This window comes from Falsigemmobacter faecalis, from assembly GCF_003863335.1.
GTDB lineage: Bacteria > Pseudomonadota > Alphaproteobacteria > Rhodobacterales > Rhodobacteraceae > Wagnerdoeblera > Wagnerdoeblera faecalis.
On the sequence record NZ_RRAZ01000034.1, the window covers coordinates 13,809 to 36,577 of the forward strand.

Annotated in this window: 20 protein-coding genes, 1 tRNA gene and 1 pseudogene; 13 read left to right on the forward strand and 9 right to left on the reverse strand. The window is 63.8% G+C overall.

Annotated elements, in window-relative coordinates:
• Positions 1-62: 62 nt before the first annotated feature.
• The 3 genes from lon (at position 63) to EG244_RS17010 (ending at position 3,033) form a co-directional block, all read left to right on the forward strand.
• Entirely contained in the window at positions 63-2,471 is a 2,409-nt protein-coding gene (gene lon, locus EG244_RS17000; RefSeq protein WP_124966374.1) for an endopeptidase La, read from the forward strand.
• Between the two features lie 178 nt (positions 2,472-2,649).
• Positions 2,650-2,946 (forward strand): HU family DNA-binding protein, encoded by a 297-nt coding sequence (locus EG244_RS17005; protein WP_158617344.1) that lies wholly within the window; start codon positions 2,650-2,652, stop codon positions 2,944-2,946.
• Positions 2,947-2,958: 12 nt separating this feature from the next.
• A tRNA-Val gene (locus EG244_RS17010) sits at positions 2,959-3,033 on the forward strand.
• Positions 3,034-3,720: 687 nt separating this feature from the next.
• Here EG244_RS17010 and EG244_RS21045 read toward each other — a convergent pair.
• Positions 3,721-3,874: pseudogene (locus EG244_RS21045) on the reverse strand (IS5/IS1182 family transposase); the annotation flags it as partial.
• 318 nt (positions 3,875-4,192) lie between these two features.
• On the opposite strand from EG244_RS21045, the gene EG244_RS17020 reads away from it, so the two are divergent.
• The gene (locus tag EG244_RS17020; RefSeq protein WP_124966377.1) at positions 4,193-6,811 is read left to right on the forward strand and encodes an insulinase family protein; all 2,619 of its coding nucleotides are present in this window, start codon (positions 4,193-4,195) and stop codon (positions 6,809-6,811) included.
• Here EG244_RS17020 and EG244_RS17025 read toward each other — a convergent pair.
• The 7 genes from EG244_RS17025 to EG244_RS17055 form a co-directional block, all read right to left on the reverse strand.
• Positions 6,765-7,676, reverse strand: a complete 912-nt coding sequence (locus tag EG244_RS17025; RefSeq protein WP_199738015.1) for an alpha/beta fold hydrolase — start codon at positions 7,674-7,676, stop codon at positions 6,765-6,767. The genes EG244_RS17020 and EG244_RS17025 overlap by 47 nt on opposite strands.
• Before the next feature lie 4 nt (positions 7,677-7,680).
• A complete protein-coding gene (gene pqqE, locus EG244_RS17030) occupies positions 7,681-8,853 on the reverse strand; it encodes a pyrroloquinoline quinone biosynthesis protein PqqE (RefSeq protein WP_124966378.1) in 1,173 nt (390 codons plus the stop codon).
• Positions 8,854-8,994: 141 nt separating this feature from the next.
• On the reverse strand, positions 8,995-9,333 hold the full coding sequence (gene pqqD, locus EG244_RS17035) for a pyrroloquinoline quinone biosynthesis peptide chaperone PqqD (RefSeq protein WP_124966379.1): 339 nt from the start codon (positions 9,331-9,333) through the stop codon (positions 8,995-8,997).
• Positions 9,330-10,109 (reverse strand): pyrroloquinoline-quinone synthase PqqC, encoded by a 780-nt coding sequence (gene pqqC, locus EG244_RS17040; RefSeq protein WP_124966380.1) that lies wholly within the window; start codon positions 10,107-10,109, stop codon positions 9,330-9,332. The genes pqqD and pqqC overlap by 4 nt, the downstream gene beginning before the upstream one ends.
• The gene (gene pqqB, locus EG244_RS17045) at positions 10,106-11,032 is read right to left on the reverse strand and encodes a pyrroloquinoline quinone biosynthesis protein PqqB (protein WP_124966381.1); all 927 of its coding nucleotides are present in this window, start codon (positions 11,030-11,032) and stop codon (positions 10,106-10,108) included. Before pqqB ends, pqqC begins: the two co-directional genes overlap by 4 nt.
• Positions 11,033-11,065: 33 nt before the next feature.
• Positions 11,066-11,146, reverse strand: a complete 81-nt coding sequence (gene pqqA / locus EG244_RS17050) for a pyrroloquinoline quinone precursor peptide PqqA (RefSeq protein WP_124966394.1) — start codon at positions 11,144-11,146, stop codon at positions 11,066-11,068.
• Positions 11,147-11,265: 119 nt separating this feature from the next.
• A complete protein-coding gene (locus EG244_RS17055) occupies positions 11,266-12,300 on the reverse strand; it encodes a LysR family transcriptional regulator (RefSeq protein WP_158617345.1) in 1,035 nt (344 codons plus the stop codon).
• A gap of 245 nt (positions 12,301-12,545) precedes the next feature.
• Here EG244_RS17055 and EG244_RS17060 point away from each other — a divergent pair, with 245 nt between their 5' ends.
• The 9 genes from EG244_RS17060 to EG244_RS17100 all read left to right on the forward strand — a co-directional run bounded on the left by EG244_RS17060 (position 12,546) and on the right by EG244_RS17100 (position 21,205).
• Positions 12,546-13,556: an ABC transporter ATP-binding protein gene (locus EG244_RS17060; RefSeq protein ID WP_124966383.1), complete on the forward strand. Its 1,011-nt coding sequence runs from the start codon at positions 12,546-12,548 to the stop codon at positions 13,554-13,556.
• Positions 13,553-14,299, forward strand: coding sequence for an ABC transporter permease (locus EG244_RS17065; RefSeq protein WP_124966384.1), 747 nt, complete (start codon positions 13,553-13,555; stop codon positions 14,297-14,299). Before EG244_RS17060 ends, EG244_RS17065 begins: the two co-directional genes overlap by 4 nt.
• Positions 14,296-15,309 carry an ABC transporter substrate-binding protein gene (locus tag EG244_RS17070; RefSeq protein WP_124966385.1) on the forward strand — a complete coding sequence of 338 codons (1,014 nt, stop codon included), beginning with the start codon at positions 14,296-14,298 and terminating at the stop codon, positions 15,307-15,309. The genes EG244_RS17065 and EG244_RS17070 overlap by 4 nt, the downstream gene beginning before the upstream one ends.
• Positions 15,306-16,112: an ABC transporter ATP-binding protein gene (locus tag EG244_RS17075; RefSeq protein ID WP_124966386.1), complete on the forward strand. Its 807-nt coding sequence runs from the start codon at positions 15,306-15,308 to the stop codon at positions 16,110-16,112. The genes EG244_RS17070 and EG244_RS17075 overlap by 4 nt, the downstream gene beginning before the upstream one ends.
• On the forward strand, positions 16,109-16,918 hold the full coding sequence (locus EG244_RS17080) for an ABC transporter permease (protein WP_124966387.1): 810 nt from the start codon (positions 16,109-16,111) through the stop codon (positions 16,916-16,918). The genes EG244_RS17075 and EG244_RS17080 overlap by 4 nt, the downstream gene beginning before the upstream one ends.
• Positions 16,915-17,685 (forward strand): hypothetical protein, encoded by a 771-nt coding sequence (locus tag EG244_RS17085; RefSeq protein ID WP_124966388.1) that lies wholly within the window; start codon positions 16,915-16,917, stop codon positions 17,683-17,685. Before EG244_RS17080 ends, EG244_RS17085 begins: the two co-directional genes overlap by 4 nt.
• A gap of 283 nt (positions 17,686-17,968) precedes the next feature.
• On the forward strand, positions 17,969-18,496 hold the full coding sequence (locus EG244_RS17090) for a c-type cytochrome (RefSeq protein ID WP_124966389.1): 528 nt from the start codon (positions 17,969-17,971) through the stop codon (positions 18,494-18,496).
• 48 nt (positions 18,497-18,544) lie between these two features.
• A complete protein-coding gene (locus EG244_RS17095) occupies positions 18,545-20,302 on the forward strand; it encodes a pyrroloquinoline quinone-dependent dehydrogenase (RefSeq protein WP_124966390.1) in 1,758 nt (585 codons plus the stop codon).
• Positions 20,303-20,368: 66 nt separating this feature from the next.
• Positions 20,369-21,205, forward strand: coding sequence for a substrate-binding periplasmic protein (locus EG244_RS17100; protein ID WP_124966391.1), 837 nt, complete (start codon positions 20,369-20,371; stop codon positions 21,203-21,205).
• 84 nt (positions 21,206-21,289) lie between these two features.
• On the opposite strand, the gene EG244_RS17105 is transcribed toward EG244_RS17100, so the two are convergent.
• Positions 21,290-21,892 (reverse strand): hypothetical protein, encoded by a 603-nt coding sequence (locus tag EG244_RS17105; protein ID WP_124966392.1) that lies wholly within the window; start codon positions 21,890-21,892, stop codon positions 21,290-21,292.
• Positions 21,893-22,769: the final 877 nt, after the last annotated feature.

Sequence of the window (22,769 nt, forward strand, 5' to 3'; positions counted from 1 at the left end):
AGGGGGAGACCCGGTTGCCGAATGTCTCGGGACCTGGCCTTCCTGCCAGACAAGGAACGATGATGAGCGAAGTTCTTTCCCCCAGCTATCCGGTGCTGCCGCTGCGTGACATCGTGGTTTTCCCGCATATGATCGTGCCGCTTTTTGTGGGTCGCGAGAAATCGGTGCGGGCGCTGGAAGAGGTGATGTCGGAAGACCGGCAGATCCTTTTGTCGTCGCAGATCGACCCCACCGTGGATGACCCGAAAGCCGATGGCATCTACCGTGTGGGTGTGCTTGCCAATGTGCTGCAACTCCTGAAGCTGCCCGATGGCACCGTGAAGGTGCTGGTCGAGGGCCGCTCGCGCGTGGCGATCACCGATTTTGTGGAAAACGACGTTTTCTTTGAGGCCCGCGTGGAGCCGCTGGCAGAGCTTCCGGGTGAGGAAGAGCTGGTCACGGCTCTGGTGCGCACGGTCTCGGAGGAATTTGAGCGCTACGCCAAGATCCGCAAGAACATCCCCGAAGAAGCGCTGGCCGCTGTCGCTGAGACCCGCGAGAGCGCGCGTCTGGCGGATCTGGTGGCCGGGCATCTGGGCATTCAGGTGGCGCAGAAGCAGCTGCTGCTGGAGACGCTGGATGTGGCTGAGCGCCTGGAGGCGGTTTACGGCCATATGCAGGGCGAAATGTCCGTGTTGCAGGTCGAGAAGAAGATCAAATCCCGCGTCAAATCGCAGATGGAGCGCACCCAGCGTGAATACTATCTGAACGAGCAGATGAAGGCGATCCAGAAGGAACTCGGGGACGGCGAAGACGGCCAGAACGAGATCCAGGAGCTTGAGGAGCGCGTGCGCAACACCAAGCTTTCGAAAGAGGCCCGTGAAAAGGTCGATGCCGAGATCAAGAAGCTGAAGTCGATGAGCCCGATGAGCGCGGAAGCGACCGTCGTGCGCAATTATCTCGACTGGATCCTGGGCGTGCCCTGGGGGGTGAGTTCGCGGATGAAGAAGGACCTTGGCAAGGCTGAGGACATTCTGAACGCCGATCACTACGGCCTTGAGAAGGTGAAAGAGCGGATTGTTGAGTATCTGGCGGTGCAGAACCGTTCGCAAAAGCTCAAAGGTCCGATCCTGTGCCTTGTGGGTCCTCCGGGCGTGGGGAAAACCTCGCTGGGCAAATCGGTGGCCAAAGCCACGGGGCGCGAGTTTATCCGCATCTCGCTGGGCGGCGTGCGCGACGAGTCTGAGATCCGCGGTCACCGCCGGACTTACATCGGCTCAATGCCCGGTAAGATCATCCAGGCGCTGAAAAAGGCGAAGACCACCAACCCGCTGATCCTGCTCGATGAAATCGACAAGATGGGCCAGGACTTCCGCGGCGATCCGGCCTCGGCGCTGCTGGAGGTGCTGGATCCGGAACAAAACTCGACCTTCGTCGATCACTACCTCGAAGTGGAATATGACCTCTCCAACGTCATGTTCCTGACCACTTCGAACAGCTACAACATGCCCGGGCCGCTGCTGGACCGGATGGAGATCATCTCGCTTTCGGGTTATACCGAGGATGAAAAGCGTGAGATCGCCAAGCGTCACCTGCTGCCCAAGCAGACCACGGCGCATGGGTTGAAAAAGGCGGAATTCAGCGTCTCGGATGAGAGCCTGAATGATGTCATCCGCTATTACACCCGTGAAGCGGGCGTGCGGAACCTGGAGCGCGAGATCGCGAAACTGGCCCGTAAGGCCGTGACCGAGATCGTCAAAGGCAAGACCAAAGCCGTGGCGGTGGAGCCTGCGCTTCTGGAAGACATGCTCGGCGTGAAGAAATTCCGCTATGGCCTGGCCGAGAAGGAAGATCAGGTTGGTGTGGTGACGGGTCTGGCCTGGACTTCGGTGGGCGGGGATCTGCTGCACATTGAGGCGCTGAAACTGCCGGGCAAGGGTCGCATGAAGACCACCGGGAAACTCGGTGACGTGATGAAGGAATCGATTGAGGCGGCCTCGAGCTATGTTCGCTCGATCGCGCCGAAGATCGGGGTGAAGCCGACCAAGTTTGACGCGGTCGATATTCACGTTCACGTCCCCGATGGGGCAACCCCGAAGGATGGCCCATCGGCGGGTCTGGCCATGGTGACCTCGATTGTCTCGGTGCTGACCGGCATTCCGGTGCGCAAAGACATCGCCATGACCGGCGAAGTCTCGCTGCGTGGCAATGCCATGGCGATCGGTGGTCTGAAGGAGAAGCTGCTGGCGGCGCTGCGGGGTGGCATTACCACCGTGCTGATCCCGGAAGAAAACGCCCGCGATCTGCCGGAAATCCCGGAGAACGTGAAGGCCGGTCTGAAGATCATCCCGGTGACCCATGTCAGTGAGGTGCTGGAACTGGCCCTGCTGCGCAAGCCGGAGCCGATTGAATGGGACGAGGCGGCGGAAGAAGCCGCAGCCCTCGCCCGGATTGAGGCAGGGCGCGGCGGCGAGACCCGCACAGCGCATTAACACTCCTTAAAAGCCGCCCCTCGGGGCGGCTTTTTCATCAGGTGTGGGGGCTGTCATAGCCCGCACCTGGAGTTTGTTAACGATTTTTGCTCAATCCGCCCTCATAGTGGCCGGGTGCCTGATGAAATCGCTGGCCGCTGGCGCGCTTTTCGCGGCAGGCCTGAACCGGAGAAATGGAATGAGCGACGACGACACCCCGCTGCCTGTCGGGGCAGGGCAGAAACTGCGTCCCGGTGCCTTTGCCGAGGCCGTGGCCACCCGCAGCGGGATGCGCCGCGCCGACGCGCGGCTGGCCATTGAGGCAGTTTTGGGAGAGCTGGCAGAGGCCTTTGAACGTGGTGAGGCCTTTGTGCTGCCCGGCCTTGGCGCGGGAAAGATCACCCGCAACAAGAATGGCGGCCTGGTCATTAAACTTCGGCTAAAGAACGATAAAAATGGCGAACTCCCTCTTGCGCCCCCCGATGTCAGCGGCTAAACACCCCTTATCGGGCGATTAGCTCAGCGGTAGAGCGCTTCGTTCACATCGAAGATGTCAGCGGTTCAAATCCGTTATCGCCCACCAGAACAGGCCCAGTGAAGTAAGGAAATTCCTTGTTTCATTGGGCTTTTTCCATTCTGATATTACAAACGAAAACTGTGACCTGGCTGGTTCACAGCGTTCTCTTCTCAATCGGGACAGCAGATATTTGCCAGGCGGGTCATGCCTGAAGCGCGCCGGGCTGTGTCGGAAAGTCGGCGTGGAGAGGGTCTCCGGGGTCTGACCGCGCACTGCGTTGAAGTCGCTGCATGGGGGGCTCGCAAGCTGCAGCTTCAAATTGCGCAGGCGGAACGTAAGCAACCGCTTCTATCCCGTCGGATGCCCTTTGGCCCCTGATCAGATCGCCGTCTCTCACTACCGGCACAGGATTGCGCGGGATGATGAGCTGCGCAATGACGTGCGGCATTCATACTTCGGCACAGACGATCAACTGGTTCAGCTTTATGGAACAGGGATGGTCGTCGGCGTGCCCGGTGCTGTGACGCGGTTTTAGGATTGAGCCGTCGAAGGCCCTCGGTCCGCGAGAGGCTGCGAAAAGCACGGATTTGGACTTCTGCGACCTGCCTGTCGAATGCCCTGGCCATGAGCCTCTGGCCGGGCTGTTTGAGGCAGTTCATCCAATCGTCGGGCAAACCAATCGCAGGGCATTTGATCCACCGGATCAGAGGCTTATCCTGCTCATACCCGGACGGTTTGCGGATCCTCCTCACCGCTGGAGATCTGTTGCAGGCCCCGCTGGCCGGAGGGCCTCGCGTCCCACCCATGCCCGCATCAAGCCATGGGTCAGTGAACCTCGGCGCTTCAATGCCTGGTTATAAGCACGCCAGTTGCTCGCCTTCCAGCGGGGCCTCGGCGGATAGTTTATACCAACAACGTAGCATGATCAGGAAGGGCCCTGAATCCTAAGAGATTTATGCAACGGCGCCCCGTTGCACCCATAGCTATATGCTCCACAAGAGTGTGATTGGGAATTCAATCTGTCGATACAGAGCCGTCGTCAGTGATCCGCGCGCAGCGGCAGGGTAAAAAGCCAAATCTCAGGCGGAGTTATTGCTGAGAGTTCAGAGAGCGGCGACAGCCACCGGCGAAGGGTTAGCCCAGGGCAGGTCCCTCAAAGCCCCCCGGTGCCGCGCGAGACGGGCCCACTGGAAGGGCGGGCGCATTCGGTCTATCATCGGGATCTATGCCAGACGCCACGACCTTCGCCCGTCACTCTCCCCACCCGGCCTTTCTGGCGCAGGTTCCGCGTCCGACAGATCGTGGCCTGGCGCAGCTTTTGCGCCATAAGGCCAGTGGTGCGCGGGTTTTGTGGCTGGAGGCTGAGACCCCTGAGCCGGTCTTTACCATCAGCTTTCCCACACGACCGCAGGATGATCGCGGCGCCGCGCATGTGCTGGAACATCTGATCTTTCGCGGCTCACGGCGCTACCCGGCGGATCCGCTGTATCCGGCGCTGACGGAGGCCACGATGGGCAGCTTTCTGAATGCCTCGACGCGGCCTGATTATACAACCTTTCATGCGGCCGCCCCCACCGGTTGCGGGCTTCTGCCAATCCTGCAGGTGGTTCTGGATGCGGTTTTCAACCCGAAACTGGACGCTCAGGCCTTTCGGGAGGAGGCCTGGGATCTGCCCGAGGGGGCGATTTCGGCGCGGGGCGTTATCCTGAGTGAGATGCGCGATTATATGGCGCATGCCGACAACGCCCTGGCCCTGGGGTTGCGGGCCGCGATCCTCGGTGGCGGGGACGGGGCCTTTAATCAGGGCGGGGATCTGACATGCCTTTTGCAGTTGACCCTGCAGCAGGTGCAGGATTTTCACCGCGAGAGTTTCAACCCCGGCAATGCCTGGATCACCCTTTATGGGGGTGCGGCGGAGGCTTTGGCGCAGATCGACAGGGCACTTTGCGAGGCGCGGGAGCGCGGCGGCGAGGTCGCACCGGCGCGGGCAGGGGCGCCGCTGTCGGATGTCACTCTGACCCATGGCTCTGGTGCCACTCGCTGTGGATATGCCTGGCGGTTGCCACAGGACTGCCCGCCGGAACTCGCGGTTCTGCTCGACAGCCTGCTCATCAGCGGGCCGGAGGCCGTGTTTCGCAGGTTGCCCGGGCTGATCCCTGGCCCCGCCACAGCCCTGGTGCGCGATATCTCACAGCCCTATCTGACGCTTGCCTTTGCGGATGGCGAGGACGCGCCCCTGAAACAATGTGTTGGGGACCTGCTGGCCGGGGTGTCGCCCGATGCGGTGGAGGTGGCGTTAAGCCATGCGCTCTTTATCTGGTATGAGACAGACGTCAGCCCGCGCCGCCCGCTCGGGCTGCAGATTTTTGATCCGCTGATCGCGCCCTGGCTGAATGGCCGCGACCCCTTTGCGCTGCTTGACGCCGGGGGGAAACTCCGGGCGCTGCGGGACCAGCCCCGTGACGCACAAAGGCTGCTCCAGGGGCTGATCTCGCAGGTATTTGGCCGCGGTGCTCCCGAAAGCTGCGTGAAACTTCTGCCGCAGGCGGTCGAAGCGGGGCTTTCACCGCCACCGCCCGCAGGGCGGGCCTTGCCGTTTCGACCGTTGCTCCTTTCCGGGGCCCCGCCTGCGATCCCCGAAGGCCTGCCGGAGCCGGAGGTTGAGACCCGCGGGTCTGTCAGCCTGCTCAGCCCTGAGGAGGACCCGCTCTCCCGGCTGAAGATTGCCTTTGTGGCTGAGGCGGGCGGCGGCGGGGGACTGGCCTCGCTGGCCACAGGCCTGGCACGCGATCTGACAGCGGAGCGCAGCCTTGCGCGCGTGGCGCGCGGGGTCGGGGTGTGGGCCGGGGCCTGTGGCGGGCAGGGGGTGTTGTGGCTGCAACTCACCACCCTGCCTGAGGATTTTTCCACCGCCTGTGACGCGCTGGTGCGGACTCTGAGCCGCGGGTGCCTTGGCGCGCCTGAAGATCCGGGGCCTGCCATGCTGGCGCGGATGATCTCCCGCCCGCAAAGCGTGATCGCGGCGCGGCTGCGGGCAGGGCTCTCTGCGAACTCGGCGCTGCACGATGCCCTGGCAGGTCCGGGGCTGGTGTTGCAGCCCCGGCGCCCGGCACAGGATCTGCGGCTTTCGGGGCGGGTGTATCTTGCGGCAAGCGGCACTCGCGGTGCGGCTTTGCAGGGTCTTTCTGAGCGCCTCGCCGCGCTCAGCCACAGCGCTGCGCCTGCGGTTTGCGGGGGGATGAGCGCGAAGGGGGGGGATGGCTTTGCGCTTCCGGTTCCCTTTCACTGTGTCGGCCTTGGGTTTCGCAGCTCACAACCGGCGGCTGCGCGTGTGCTGCTGCGGGCGACTGAGGCCGCCTTTCTCTGGCCGGAAATTCGTGGCGCGGGTGGGGCTTACGGGTTGCGAAGCGAGGTGGACTCCGAAGGAGAGGCAGTGATTTTCACCGCCCGTGATCCGCATCTTCTGCGCAGCCTCGATGTGTTGCGGGCTGCGATGGGGGGGATCCGGGGCCGCCTCTCGCCGGATGTGCTGGAGCGTTGCCGCCTTGGGGCTGCGGGGCAGCTGCTGACCCCGTCAGGGCCGCAGGATCTTCTGGAGGAGGTGCTGCGCGCGCAGATCACCGGCACCTCATATCGCGCCGCAGCAAAGGCCGAACTGACCCATCTGCGGGCCTTAACGCTGGCAGAGCTGCACCGCGCCGCAGAGGAGACAGAGGCAGCGCTGGCAGAGGCGCGCCCGGTGATCTTCGGGCCTGAGGCCAGCCTGCGCGCTGCCCTGGCAGAACGCCCGGGGCTGTTTACCCTGCACTCAGATCTGCAATCGCCAGCGCCAGCGCAGCGCTGACGCCCGGATCAGAGAGGCTGTGCCCGGCCGCCTCCACCATACGGATCTCGGCCCCCGGCCAGAGCGCCGCAAGCCGCGCCGTGCCCTCCGGTGGGCAGAGAAGATCAAAACGACTTTGCACCAGAATGCCCGGAAGTCCCGCCAGGCGGGGCGCGTTCTGCAGGATCTGCCCCGGCGAAAGATAGCAGTCGTTCAGAAAATAGGAGGCCTCCATGAAGGGCGTGGCGGGCAGCGGCGCATCATCGGGGCGGGTGATCGGCGCCTCAGAGCCGGGGCGAAGCTCTGACATCGCGCGCTCCATGTCATACCACAGGAAGGCCGCGGGACGGTGGATCTGCGGATCGGGATGCAGGATCTGCTGCCAGATCGCAGTCAGGGGATCCTCAGATCCGGCCAGGCTCTGAAAAGCGGTAAAGAGACGGGGATAGAATGTGCAGAGCCGGGTCAGAAACGCCGCCTCCAGCTCTGCCCGGGTGCCGAGAAACACCGCCCGCAGCGCCAGGCCCGACACAGCGGCGGGATGCGCCTGGGCATAGGCCAGCCCCAGCGTCGCCCCCCAGGAGCCGCCAACGACCAGCCAGCGGCCCAGGTTGAGATGACGGCGCAAGGCCTCCAGGTCGCCGATCAGATGGGCGGTCGTATTGGCCGCGCGGCTGCGCCGCGGCAGGCTTTGGCCCGCGCCGCGCTGATCGACAAAGACCACGAAATGGCGCTCGGGGTCAAAAAGGGCGCGTTGACCGGGGTTACAGCCGCTGCCCGGGCCGCCGTGCAAAAAGACCACCGGCACACCGCCGGGCTTGCCCCAAAGCACCACATGCAGGCGATGCCCGTCGCCCGCGTCAAAAAAGAAGCTGCGCTCTGACAAAGGGTTACGCCTTATCGGTCTCCGGCGTTCCGCCCGAGAAATTGCGGTAGATAAAGCTGTCGCTGCCGCCCGCGGATTCCAGCGCCGCCTCAAAAATCCGCTTGTGATGCGGGGATTTCGCGCAGGCGGGATCGGTGTTTCCGGCCTTGCCGGTCAGCGCAAAGGCCTGGCAGCGGCAGCCGCCGAAATCGATCTCTTTGAATTCGCAGGACTGACAGGGCTCGGGCATCCAGCCGGTGCCACGATAGGCGTTAAAGGCCTCGGAATTGTCCCAGATCCAGCGGATGGATTTATTGCCGCGCACGGAATCAAACTCCAGCCCGGTGATGCTTTCCGCCGCATGGCAGGGCAGCACCTTGCCCGCGGGCGAGATATTGAAGAACTGCCGTCCCCAGCCGCCCATGCATTGCTTCGGGCGCTCGGCATAGTAATCGGGGATCACATAGTCGATCTCCATGATGCCATGAAGCTGGCTGCGCGCGCTTTCGACGATCGCGGTGGCGCGGTCCATCTGCTCGCGGCTGGGCATCAGCGAGGCGCGGTTTTTCAGCGCCCAGCCGTAATACTGCACATTGGCCACTTCCAGCCGCTGGGCGCGCAGCTGCAGCGCCAGATCAATGATTTCAGGCAGTTGCGGCAGGTTCTGGCGGTGCATCACCGCATTGACCGTCAGCGGCAAACCCATTTCATGGACCCAGGCCGCCACTTCCAGCTTTTTGGCATGGCCGTTTTTAAAGCCGCCCACCCGGTCGGCCATGGCGGCATTTGCCCCCTGAACCGAGATCTGCACATGGTTCAGCCCGGCATCCGCCAGGGCCTGCAGTTTATCGCGCGACAGCATCACCGCCGAGGTGATGAGGTTCGAATAAAGCCCCACATCATGGGCGCGCTGCACCAGCTGCACCAGATCTTTGCGCACCGTCGGCTCGCCACCCGAGAAGTGGATCTGCAAAACGCCGATCTCGGCCAGCTCGTCGATGACGCGCAGCCATTCTTCGGTCGAAAGTTCCTTGCCCGAGGCTTCAAGCTCGACCGGGTTCGAGCAATAGGGGCATTGCAGCGGGCAGCGGTGCGTCAGCTCCACCAGCACCGCCAGCGGAATGCCGTAATCTGCCTTGGCCGTGTCGCCCTTGCGGGTGACCAGGGCGAATTCGTCCTGTGCAAGGATTTCGTCCATCCTGGTAACTCCTTAACTGTCAAAGCCTGGCCGGGGGCCTGTGGGGGCGCTCCGGAAGGTCCGTGGTGTCAGCCGGGGCTGACGTTTAAACATAGCCTTAGGGGCCGGGATTTCCAGGGCTGCAGATCCCGAGGAATCCGATCAGCCCTCGCTGACGAGGGTCAGAAAGCCGCGATCGGACATATCCTGAAACATCTCAATCGCATCGGCCTCAATCACCGCCGCATCGGCGGCATAGGTCTGTGCCAGATGGGCGGCGATTTCGGCCACCGTGCGCTGGCCATCGGCTTCCTGCAGCAGGACCACGGCGGTCGGCTCGGGGATCAGCACGCGCTCGGGCACCAGGATCAGCCAGCGGTCGCGCGCCGGATCATGGCGCAGCACCACATGGCGCGGCAGGCGCGGACGGCTGTCACGGGTGACAACCGCGCGGGTCGGGGTGACCGAGGGGCGCCAGACGGGGGCCTCTTCGCCACTCATGCGTCGCGTCCCGGAACAAAGGCACCGGGCGGCACCATGCCGTTCACATAGGCCTGATAAAGCGCATCCTGCTGCACCCAGAGCACATCGGTCTTGAAGGCCAGGGCATCGCAGACCTGCTGACGCTGCTCAGGGGTTTGGGCATGCTCAAGGCAGTATTTCAGCGCAAATTCCGCGTCACGCGTCGCCTGGTTCAGACGACGGCTGAAATAGACCATCACTTCGGGGTTGATGAAGTCATAATGCTTCAGCATGCCCGCGATGCGTTCGCGGTGGATATTCGGGGCGAAAAGCTCTGTCAGCGAGGAGGCAATCGCCTCCAGCGGAGAGCGGTCGCGGACGAAATGCACATAGGCCTCAACCGCAAAGCGGGTGGCCGGAAGGATGCCGCGGGTGGATTCGACATAGTCGCGCGACAGCCCCAGACCATCGGTCAGCACCAGCCAGCGCTCAATCCCGCCCTCATCGCCTTCGATGCCGTCGTGATCCTCAATGCGGTGACGCCATTCCAGACGGGTCGCGCGGTCGCGGAACCGCGACAGCACCACGGCATCTTTAATCGGAATGATCGACTGATAGGCAAAGCGGTTCAGCGCCCAGGCCTGGACCTGGCCCTTGTTCAGCTTGCCGCCGTGCAGCAGGTGATGAAAGGGGTGCAGACTGTGATAGCGGGTCTCACCGATCCAGCGCAGGCGGCGCTCCATGGCCTCGGGGCTGTCGAGCGGCTCCTGCGGTTCGGGAAGGACCTCCGCCGTGTAAATGCCGGTCGCGCTCATGCGGTGAACTCCTGTCCCTTGCGGGGAATGATCCAGCCCGCGGCTTCAACGGAAGCGCGCTCGGGCGAATCCTCCAGCCAGACGGGGTTGGAATTGTTGATGTGAACAAAGACCTTACGGGTAATGCCCAGATCACTGAGCAAGGCCATGCTGCCGCCCGGTCCCGACATTGAGACATGCCCCATGCTGGCCCCGGTCTTTTGCGCCAGCCCTGCGCGGATCATCTCATCATCGCGCCAGAGCGTGCCGTCAAAGAAGACCAGATCCGCCCCGCGCAGACGCGCTTCCAGATCGGGCGACATCGCGGCACAGGCGAGGATCACATGCGCCCGCTTGCCGGTCGTGCGATCCGAGAGCGTCAGCCCGATGGTGTCGCCGACGGAATGCCCCTCACCTTCCGGGGTGCCTTCGAGATACCAGGCCGCTTTGCCGGGAACCGTGAAGGCCTCCACCACAAGGCCCGAGGGGGTACCATCGGGCAGGGCAGGCTCAAAGACCTCGCCAAGGGTGATCGGCAGACGCGGCACACGCCCGGGGTTCAACACGTTGAAGACCGAGTTCGAGGCCAGGGTCTCCAGCACACGCGGGTGGCCGTAAAGCGCGAAGGGCTGGCCCTCGCGCATCGACAACAGCCCGGTGATCGCGTCGATTTCGCCATTGGTCAGGAACACGCCCGCGATGGGGCTGTGACGCAGATGGCCTTCGCGCGGATGTAGCTGCGGGGTTGTCAGGATCTGCGCGCGGATATCGGGCGAGGCATTGATCAAAAACCAATGCTGCCCGTCATCGGCTGAGACCGCGAGCGACACCTGAGTGTCCTGCATCTCTGCGCGTCCCCAAGCCTCTGCGCAGATCGCGCAGCGGCAGTTCCATTGCGGCAAAGCGCCGCCTGCTGCAGCCCCGAGAACGATGACTTTAAGCATTCAGTCGGCCCCGAAGGCTGCAGCACTGCAACATTACTTCTGCTTTGCGCAGGCGTACATGTTGATTTCCATGCTGACCGGAACTTCAGCGATCGTCGGTTTGGTCCATGCCATGATGGTAGCCTCCGTTGGGCCGCGTTTTCGGCGCGGGGTTGGTGCAAAGGGTTGCTCTGCCTCAAAAAGTTACGCGCTGCGACAAGGTGGCGCAATCTATGGGCAGTATAGACCCGGGCCTATGACCCTGCCGCGCGAACGAAGGGCGGCTCGGGTTCAATCGCGGGGTGGCTGACGCAGGCTGCGGCGCGCAGCAGCTCATCAAGCACCTCACGGATGGTTTCCTGATGGGCATATTGCGAGGGCACAATCGCGATGATCTGCCGCGGCGCGACCGAGACATCATAAAGCCGCACCCCGGCAGTTGAGAGCGAGGCGGGCGCCACGCTCAGCGCCGGGGCAAGGCAGACGCCCAGGCCCGAGCGCACCATCTCAACGGCCATGTCAAAGCTGCGGCTGCGCCCCACGGTGCGGTTTCCCGGCAGGATCCGGTCAAACCACTGCTGCTGGCGCTGGCTGTGGATCGAGCCGAAGACAAACTGAATGACCTGCCGGAGCGTCTGATACTGCGCCTCAGAGAGATCCCGGCCCGGATCTGTCACCTGGCTCAGATCAAGGCTGCGCGGCACCACCAGCACGTTTTTATCGCTCAAAAGCGGCACCTGGGTGAAGCCCGGCGGCAGATCCCCCACGGAATTGGCCGCCAGAAGCGCGATCCCGATGCGGCGGGCATAGAGCAGCTCCAGGATTTCGCCGGGGCTGCCTTCATGGGTGTCGATGTCAAAGACCGCATGACGCGCGCGGATGGCATGCATCGCCGGCGGCACCAGCACCCGCATGGCCGAGGGCAGCCCGCCAATGCGGATCGTCTGCTGCCGGCCCTGGCCGTGATCGGTGATCATATCCTCCATTTCCTGGACCGCGCGCAGCACATCTTCGGCGTGGCGCAGAAAAGCGGTGCCGAATTCCGTCAGGGTCAGGCTGTTGCCCGAGCGCGTGAAAAGAGCATTGCCAAGGCTCGCCTCCAGCGAGGACAGCTGCTGCGAGAGCGTGGGCTGCGTCACCTCCAGCATCCGCGCGGCGCGGGTCATGGATCCGGCCCGGGCCACCGCCCAGAAGACCTGGATCTTGCGCACAGAGATATCGCCGCCGACCCGCAGGCCTGCGGCGCGGGGGGGTCTTTTCACATCATCGCGCTCGGGTATCTGGCTCATGCTCACCTGCATCCGGCCCGCAGGGCTCCGGCAAAGGTGCGGAAAAGGCGGGCATCTCAGCTCTCAGCAATAGAAGCCAGGGCGGGTGATTTCCACCCCCGCATGGGGATGAGGTGGCCGGGCACAGCGGCAGGGGTGCTTTTCCCCGGGCGTTGCCGCCGCTATACCGGGGGCGACAGCCGGGCGGCTGCCCTGAGGCTTACGGGCCTTTGTCTCCCCGTTTTAAAGGTAATCCCGGAGTTCTGATGACCCTTGCAGCCACGCCCGCCCCCGGGGCCGCCGCCCTGCCGCCCGCCATTGATGTGCGCGGGCTGACTTTGCGCTACGGCGCGCATGTGGCGCTGGACAACCTGAGCCTGAGCGTGGCCGCGGGCAGCTCTTTTGCGCTGCTCGGCCCCAATGGCGCGGGCAAAAGCACGCTGATGTCGGTGCTCTCGACGCTGCGCCTGGCGGATGCGGGGGAGGTGCGGGTGGCGGGCCATGACGTGCGCCGCGCGTCGCGGGCGGTGCGGCAATCCATTGGTATGGTCTTTCAGGACCCCAGCCTGGATGACCGTCTTTCGGCCGAAGAAAACCTTGATTTTCATGGCCGCGTCTATGGCATGCCGGGCCGCGCGCGGGCCGAGGCGATCGACCGGATGCTGGCGCTGGTTGAGCTGGAGGACTGGCGCGAGGCGGTGGTGCGCAGCTTTTCCGGCGGCATGAAGCGGCGGCTGGAGATTGCGCGTGCGCTGATGCATGCGCCGAAGATCCTCTTTCTTGATGAGCCGACGGTGGGCCTTGATGCCCAGACCCGCAATAAGATCTGGGCCTATCTCGAAGCCGAACGCCGCACGCGCGGCCTGACGCTTTTCACCACCACCCATTACATCGAAGAGGTCGCGGGCGCCGATCAGATCTGCATCGTCGACAAGGGCCGCATCATCGCCGAAGGCAGCCCCGAGGCGCTGCGGCGTGAGATGGGCCAGCCCTGGCTGCATGTCACCCCGGCCTCTGAGGCGGATTACGCGGCGCTGCTGGCGGCCTTTCCCGAGGCGCGGACGCCCTCGCCGGGGGATCTGTCGCTGGCGGTGACCGGAGAGAGCTTCGTGCCGGATCTTCTGGCGCGTTTTGGCAATCAGCTCAGCGCTTTGCGCTATGAGGCCCCGACGCTGGAGGGGGTTTTCCTCAGCCTGACCGGACGCGCTTTGCGCGACCGTGCCGATGGCGCGCGCGAGGCGCAGCGCAGCGCCGGGCGGCGGGCAGGGCGGCGATGATCGCACTCGCCCGCCTCGCTGTTCTCATCGCGCTGCTGGCGCTGTGGCAATTTGCCGCCCTGCGCATGCCGCAGGGGCTTTTTGCCTCTCCGCTGGAGACCCTGGCGGCGGCGGGCGTGATGCTGCGGGAAGGGCGTCTCTTTGCGGCAACAGCGGAATCGCTTGGCGTCTATCTGACGGGTCTGGGGGCGGCTGCCGTCACGGGGGTGACGATCGGCGTCGCCATGGGGGCGGTGCCGCTGCTGGGCCGCACGCTGGATCTTTTTGTCAATGCGCTGGCGGCGACGCCACGGGTGGCCTTTGTGCCGCTGATCATCGTGGTTTTAGGCCTTGGGATGAGTGCCAAGGTCTTCATCGTCTTCTTAGGCGCGCTGATGCCGATCATTCTGAACACCGCTGCGGGTGTGCGGGCTGCGGACCGCGATCTGATTGAAATGGCGCGCTCTTTTGGCACCAGCCGGGCGCGGGTTTTCACCGAGGTGGTGCTGCCGGGTGCGGTGCCCTTTCTTTTGACCGGCCTGCGGATCGGGGCCACCATTGGCCTGATCAACACCGTGGTGGCTGAGCTTTACACCGCCGTGACCGGGCTTGGCGGGCTGCTGGCGGTCTATGGCGGCAGCTTTCGGATGGCGGAATATTTCGTGGTGGTGCTGACACTCTCGCTGATCGGGGTCTGCGTCACCGAGGCGCTGCGCCATATTGAGACACGACTGACACGCTGGAAGGGCCAGGGGCAAAGATGAAGGCTGTGACACTGAAATCTCTGCTGATCGCGGCGCTGAGCGCGCTGGCGCTCCCGGCGGCGGCGGAGCCGTTCCGGCTGATCATCACCGATATGGAGGCACCGCTGGTGCCCAATTCCATCGTCGATATCGCGCTCTCCGAGGGCTATTTCACCCGCGCAGGCGTTGAGGTCGAGTTGATCCGCGTGCAGCAGACCCCGATGGCGCTGGCGGCCCTGCAGTCGGGCCAGGGCGAGATGGCCAATGTCGCAACGGAAGGTCTGGTGCAACTGGCCGCGCGCGGCAATGACCGCCTGAGGGCGGTGATGTCGCCCAATAAGGCGCTGCCCTATCTGATCGCGGGTCGGGCGGGGATGACGCTGGAGGGGCTGGCGGGCCAGGCTTTCGGCATCGGCCGGGTCGGCAGCCTTGATCAGCTGCTGTCGCTGAAGGTTCTGGAGGGGAAGGGCGTGGCGCCCGACAGTCTGCGGCTGGTGGCGCTTGGCCAGCCGGATGTGCGCGCCCGCGCTCTCGCGGCGGGGCAGATCGCAGCGACGACCCTGTCGGTCGGGACCTGGGCCGCGCTTCCCGATCATGAGGCGCTGCCGGTTCTGGTCGCGGTTGACGCTTATTACCAGGCGGCCCCGGTGGTCAGCAAAGTCAACGCGGTCACCACCGAAACGCTGACAGCCCGCCGCGCAGAGGTCGAGGCGGTGATCACCGCGCTGACCCTGGCGGCGCGGGATATGGCCGCCGATCCCGAGGCCTGGCCCCGCGCCATGGCGAAGCTGCGCCCGGATGTGGCCCCTGAGGTCCTGGCCGAGCTTGCCCTGGCCTTTCAGACCTCCTGGGCGGTGAATGGCGGGCTTCAGGGACCCGAGCTGCGCCAGACCGCCGACTGGCTTTTCGCGACCGAGGAGTTTGCCGGGCTGACCCGTCCTGACCCTGCGGCCTGGGCTGAGTTCGGCCCCCTTGATGCCGTGCTGCAAAACATCGGGATTGTCGGGGGCGGCGACGGATATGCGCGATGACTGACGCCCCTCCGGCCGTTCTGAAAAATGTCTCGCTGCGCTTTCCGGGGGCCGCTTTTGCGGCGCTTGAGGATGTGAGCCTGGAACTCGCCGCCGGAGAGGTGGTGACGATCCTTGGCCCCTCAGGCTGCGGTAAAACGACACTTCTGCGGCTGATCGCGGGGCTGGTAAAGCCCGACAGCGGCAGTGTCCGCGTCTTTGGCGCGCCGCCGGTGCCGGGCGCGCGCTCGGCGCTGGTGTTTCAGAACTTCCGCCTGCTGCCCTGGAAAACCGTGGCCGAAAATGTGGGCTTTGTGCTGGCAGACCGCCCCGCGCCCGCACGCCGTGCGCGGGTGCAGGAGATGCTGGCCATGGTCGGGCTGTCGCGCTTTGCCGAAAGCTATCCGCGTGAGCTTTCGGGCGGTATGCAGCAAAGGGTGGCGCTGGCCCGGGCGCTGGCAGCCGATCCGGACATCCTTTTGATGGATGAGCCCTTCGCGAGCCTTGATGCGCAGTCGCGCGAGTTGATGCAGGCCGAGATTTCCCGGCTGTCGCGGCAGGGCGCGGGGCGCAGCGTGGTCTTTGTCACCCATAGCGTCGATGAGGCGCTGGTCCTGGGCGACCGGGTGGTGCTGATGTCGCCGCGTCCGGGGCGGGTTGCGAAATCCCTTGACCTTCCCTTCCGGGGCGGCGCAGAAGCCCGCCGCAATCACCCCGACTTTTCCCTGTTGCGCGGCGAGCTTTGGGCGGCGCTGCGCGAGATGGTTCTGTCGGACCCGCAGTCGGATTTTCACGGCCGCGGCCTTGACGAGAGTAATGAATGACCGAGGTTCTTGCGATCCTGCGCGGCATCCACGGGGTGTGGCTCAGAGAGATCATGCGCGCCACCCGCGACCGGGGCCAGCTTCTGGGCGGCGTCAGCCGCCCGCTGATCTGGCTGATGATCCTTGGCGTCGGGCTGAATCCCTATTTCCGGGGCGAGGTCTTTGGCGAAGTGAAAATGGTGCTGCCGTTTAACTATCTGCAGTTTCTGTTTCCTGCCGTGATCGTCCTCAACATCATGTATACCTCGATCCAGTTTGCGGTTTCTGTGATCTGGGACCGCGAGTTCGGCTTTCTGCGCGAGGTGCTGGTCTCGCCCATGCCCCGCTGGGCGGTGCTTTTGGGCAAGGTCCTCGGCGGGGCTACGGCGGCGACCGGCCATGGCACCCTGGTGCTGATCCTGGCGCGCTTTGCCGATGTGACGCTGACCGCGCCGCAGGTCTTTGCGGCCATCGGCTATATGTTTGCGCTGTCTTTTGCGCTGACCTGTTTTGGAGTGGTGCTGGCGGGTAAGGTACGCAGCTTTGAAGGCTTCGGGGTCTTTTCCAACACCCTCATTCTGCCGATGTATTTCGCCTCGTCCTCGGTCTTTCCGCTGGATCCCTCGCTGACGCGGACGCAGCTTTCGACGAGCTATCCTGAGTGGCTTTTGTGGCTGATCCGGGTCAATCCGATCACCTATGCGGTGGATGCACTGCGCGGAATTCTTATTGGATTTCATCAGTTTCCGGCCATGATCGGCTATGCGCTGGTGGCCGCGGGCTGCGCGGGCTTCTTCGCCTGGGCGCTGCGGAGCTTTGGAAAATGAGCGCGCTGGCGAAGGGGTGGCGGCGGCCCTTACGGGACATTTCTCTGCTGGCCGGATTTCTGGCGGCGGTCAGTTTTCTGCCCGCAGATACCTCTCTCGCCGAGCGTCAGGCCTCGGGGCAGCTGCGCTACTGCGTGGCCGATCAGAACAGCCCTCTGATCCGCGATCCCGCAGCGGGCGGCCCGGGGCCGGAACTCAGGCTGATGCAGGCTGCCGCCGGGCGTCTGGGTGTTCAGCTTCGTCTGGTTGAGGTGGCCAATATCGGGCGTTCGTTCAATCCGGCGGACTGGAATCTGACGCGCGCTCAATGTGATGTGCTGGGCGGCGGGCTGGCGGATTCTGCGGCCAATCGCGGATTTATGACGCTGATCCCCACCGGACAGCAGATCGCCCTGCGCCGCAGCGGAACAGCTGAAGAGCCGCCGCCTGGCACGAAGGTCGGGGTTTTTGCGGGCACGGCCGGGCTCGACCGGGTGCGGCTTTCGGGCTTTATGCGCAGCCGCGGCTGGCAGCCGGTTCCGCTGCGCCGTGAGGCGGATCTGCGCGCCTGGATCGCTGGTGGCGCGCCGGCGATTTTTCTGTCGCTGACCCCTCTTCCTGAGGGCACAGCGCATCACCCGCTGGCCGCAGAGGCGGGCGAGGTGAGGGATCTGGTTTTTGGCCTCTGGCGCGGGGATACCACCTTCACGAGGGCCTTCCGCGAAGCGATATCTCAGGGCGGAGACGCGGGGCTGAAACAGCCGCCGCCTCTCCGGGGCATGAATTAGCGCGCATTCATCCATGCAATGAGTGCATATCGAAGTATACAGCTGCATACCTGCTCTTGCCTTCTGCGCATAAATGTCACATGAGGTGCGGCAGAAGGCGCGGGCTGTGGCCGCGCCCCGGACTTTGGCACCGGCGTATCTCACAAACAAAGCTTCGGCTTCTCCCGCATGTCTTTTGCGGGCGGATACGGCTGTTTGCGAGGCGGATTGTGTGCCGGAGAGACAAGCCCACAGACGGTAAAGACCGGCCTGTCCTGCAGGCCGGGTATAATTGGAGGCTCAGGTGCCAGCCATCTCGTTCGGACGGGGAACCGTCCACGCCATCACCGCCGCTGCTGCAATGACCCTTGCATCGGCCGGCTCGCTTTTCGCCTCGGGCTTCACCGCCGAGCAGGCTGAGGCTGGTAAGAAAGCCTATATGTCCAGCTGCGCCCAGTGCCACGGCGCGCAACTGGAAGGCCCGGAAGCGCCCGGCCTGTTCGGTCAGGACGTCATGGGCAACTGGGACACCGCGGGTGGCCTTTTTGACTTTATCTCGGTCGCGATGCCGCCGGCCGCACCGGGGCAGCTGGGCGAAGACGTCTATCTGCAGATCGTCGCTCACATCATGGCTGAGAACGGCGCAACCGCAGGCGAGGCCGCTCTGCAGCTCGCCGCTGCTGCCGATCTGAGCCTCGTGGAGGCCACCAAAGAGGGTGCCGCTGCCAAAGAAGCCGAGCGCCACGCTGCGCATGGCGGTGAGCCGGTTGAAGTGATTGCAGTGCCGCAGGCTTACACCTGGGGCAAAGAACTGCCGCAGTACAACAAGTAATCCGGGTTTGACGAAGGTGAAGACGCCTTCGTCGTTGGAGATCAAAGAATGAAACTCAGCATCCGCAAACATCTGCTGGCAGCAACCACCGCGCTCGTCGCTCTGGCGCCTGCCGCCTTCGCAGACAGCGTTCTGGACAAATACACCCCGGTTACGTCGCAAGACCTGCTGAACCCGTCGAAATCCGACTGGATCCACTGGCGCGGCGACTACGCGAACACCGGCTTCTCGCATCTTGACCAGATCAACAAAGAGACCGTCAAGGATCTTGAGCTGGCATGGGCCTGGCCGATGGCGGATGTCGGTATCCAGGAAACCGCACCGCTCGTTCGTGACGGCGTGATGTTCCTGCAGACCTCGAACGGCATCGTCGAAGCGCTTGACGCGCAATCGGGCGATCTGCTCTGGACCTACCGTCACGTGCTGCCGGAACTGCCGAAGTCGTGGTCCTATCAGGCCAACCAGGCGCGCCGTCAGAAAAACTCGATCGCGCTGGCCGGTGACAAAGTCATCCTGACCACCCCGGACGCCAAACTGGTCGCTCTCGAAGCCAAAACCGGCAAAGTGGCATGGGAAAAGCAGGCTCTCGACTGGGAGAAGGGCTATTCCTACACCATCGGTGGTCTGGTTGTTGAAAACACCATCATCACCGCGATCTCGGGTTGCTCGATCGCCGGCACCGCCGGTGGCTGCTATATCATGGCGCATAACCTTGAGAACGGCGAAGAAATCTGGCGCTTCAACACCATCGCTGACCCGAAGAACCCCAAGCAGGGCGACTCGTGGGGCGGTGTGCCGGAAGAGAACCGCTGGGGCGGTACGCCCTGGGCAACCGGTTCGTATGATCCGGAACTCGGCCTGACCTTCTGGGGCGTTGGTATGCCTGGTCCCTACGCGGAGCTGATCCGTGGTTCGGGCGACGGCGATGTGCTTTACACCAACGCGACCATCGCGCTGGACGTGAAAACCGGTGAGCTGAAGTGGTACTTCACCCACCTGCCGCGCGACAACTGGGACCTCGACGCGCCGTTTGAGCGCATCATGGTTGACCAGGAAATCGACGGCAAGATGCACAAGATGCTGGTCTCGATCCCGGGCAAAACCGGCGTGGCCTTCGCGCTTGACCGCGAAACCGGCAAATACCTGTGGTCGAAAGAGACCGTGAAACAGAACGTCATCACCAAAGTTGATGCTGACGGTACGGTTCACGTGAACGAAGACCTGATCCCGACCGCAGTTGGCCAGCCGGTTCACGCCTGCACCTCGGTTTCGGGTGGTAAACTCTGGCAGGCGGCTGCCTATTCGCCGCTGACCAAGACCCTCTTTGCGCCGCTCACCGAGGCCTGCAACGACGTGACCCCGACCCAGTCGGAATTCACCGCAGGCAACGCTGTGGGTTCGGTCAAATTCGGCCCGCGCGTTCTGCCGGAAGGCATCGACAAAGCCGGTCTCTTTGAGGCGCTGTCGATCAACCCGGTGCAGGGTGACCACGTCTGGCAGAGCCGCCAGCGCGAAACCCCGACCTCGTCGGTTCTCGCGACCGCAGGCGGTCTGGTCTTTGGTGGTGACGCAGCCCGCTACGTCAAAGCTTTCGATCAGGAAACCGGTGAAGTGCTGTGGAAACAGCGTCTGAACGCACCGATCGGTGGCTATCCGATGTCCTATGAAATCGACGGCGAGCAGTATCTGGTGGTCCCCACCGGTTACTCGAACTCGGCCTCCTCGATCTCCTCGGCCTTCCCGGAGACCCCGCTGCCGAACGGCAACGGCAACTCGATCTTCGTGTTCAAACTTCCGAAGAACTGAGTTTTCTCAGAGCGTTATCAAAGGAAGGGGGCTTCGGCCCCCTTTCGCCATATGTGAGATGTTGCGATGAAAACCTGGATTCTGGCGGGCCTGACGGGCCTTTTCACGGCCGGTGCGGCGCTGGCGCAAAGCCATGGCGTACCGCCGGCTTTTCTGAAAAACACCCGCCGCATGGAGGGGGACCGTCTGAGCGTCTGTGCCGATGTCAGCGGCCGCACTCTGGCGTTTGACCGCCGCGTGGCGCAGCTGATCGCCGACAGCCTGTTTCTGGAGATGGATTTTCACGAAGGCTTTGGCGGCTATCCCACCAGCGGCGACGGCTTCCTTGATGAGCTGCAGATCGCGCTGACCAACAGCTGTGATCTGGTCGTCGGCATGACGGTGCAGGAAAACTCGCCCTTCCCGGAATGGGCCACGCTGACCCGTCCCTACGTCAGCCTGCCTTATATGATGATGGTGAAAGAGGACTACCAGTCGCTGGGCGATATCCCCCGGGATCTGAAGCTCGGCACCGCGCTTGGCTCTATGGGAGAGCGGGTGATGATCACCTGGAACCAGCAGCAGCCGAAAAGCGCGCGGTTCACGCGCTTTCCCTATGCGGATATGCCGCTGATGGCGCGCCGTGTGCTGGACGGCACGATCGCGGGCGGTCTGATCTGGTCACCGGCCTGGGCTGAACTTCTGGCAAATCACCCCGAAGCGGCGGATCTGCGGGCGGTGCCCATCTCACCGGTTCCCGCCACGGTCACCCGCATTGGCGCTTTGGTGAAGACCCGCGACACCTTTTTGCGCGTGCAGATCGACGAGGCCATTGATGCGCTGGTCGCAGACGGATCAATCGCCGGGCTGATGGCAGAGTTCAACTGGCCCGGCACGCCGGGCGACGACACCCGGTCCCGCTGAGGCCACGACATAAAGTTCGGCAGCCGTGCCGGGACAGGGGGTCCCGGCACGGCTGCTCTGCAAAGCCCGGTCCCGCAGTTCCGCTTACACCAGCCGCAGAGCGTTCAGCAGTGGGCGCAGATCCGGGAACCAGCCAAGGATCAGCAGCACCGCTGCCAGCGAGAGACCAATGCCGGTGCTTTTGCGCCAGCGCTTTTCAAGATGTGGCAGCACGGTGGGAACGACCGTCCCAAGCCAGAGGCCAGGCAGCGGCAGCAGCCCCAGAACAACCGAATTCACGATCACGATCTGCAGCGTATCGATTTCTGCCAGCACCATATAGCCCGGCCCGCGCGGCAAAACCGCATGAAGCGGGCTGCGCAGCAGATCAAGAACCGGCACCAGCGCCAGCATCACGGCCATCGCCCCGGGAACGGCCAGAACCGGTCCGAACCGGCGCAGACCTTTTGTCGGCGTCACGGGCAGCGGCAGGAACCAGCACGCGCGAAAAGCGATTGCGAGAAAGATCCCCGACAGCGAGACATGCCGGAACGGACTGGCGCTCAGCCGTCCCGCGTGCCGCGCCGCAGGCTCGCCCAGAAGCCTCATGAACACCGCCGTCAGCCCCCCCGCAAGACCGGAGAACAAAAAGGCCGCAACAATCCGGGACAGGATCTCGGCCATGGTCAGATTGTGAAGAAAAACCACGGATTACACACTTCCGGCCCGGGATTGGGCAGGGCTGCTCTCTAGCGTTTTTCAGGGGATCTGTCGAGGCAGGGGCAGGGCGCTCCCATCCCACCGCAGTCGCCTCTGCCCGGCTTCGCACCGATATAAGCGGCGAGGAGAGGCATGGAAATGGGGAAGGCCCAGGCATCCCCAGCCTCCGTCAGGTCGCCCTCCGGACCTCTCGGCAAGGCGGGCTTTACCAGCCCCTTTGGCCGGAACCCGATGCTGCGCCAGGACTGCTATGCCCCTTCGTGCTCACAAAGCATGCAGCCTGCCTCACGCGGGATGCCGTCGCCCTGTCACTCCCACCTTTCAGTTTCGAAACCCGGCTTACACTGAACTCCCGCGGATGCTCTGTGCTTCGGTGTTTGATCCCATGGTTTGAGGGTGCGATCCTTTGAGGGAATGGAAGGGGCCCCATGGAACAAATTCACCATGGCAGGCCACGACCAGGCAGGCCGTCCGAGCTGCACGACTGACGGCTTGCCCGCCGCTGGTCCGGAATGATCGCAGGACGAAGGCCCGCGTGCCATCGGTCCGGGGGCGGGATTGAGTGTTCGCGGAGCTGAGCCGCACCGTCCGGCGTGAGGAGGATCAGAAAACGATCCGGGGGATCGCTTTCCCGACGATTGGCTCTATCTCTTTGTCGACATTGATAGACCGGGCAAATTCGCGGTGACACAATCGGCCGGAAAGGCTGACCGGAAGACGGCCCGGGAGTTCCCCAAACACCTTATCAGGGTCGTGCCGTATTGCATCCATACCGCTCTGACCCAGTGAGCCCATCGGCGAAAAGAATCCCGTTCGCTGAGGCGCTGATAGTGTAACCGCCCGACGGCATCGATGTGCCATATGT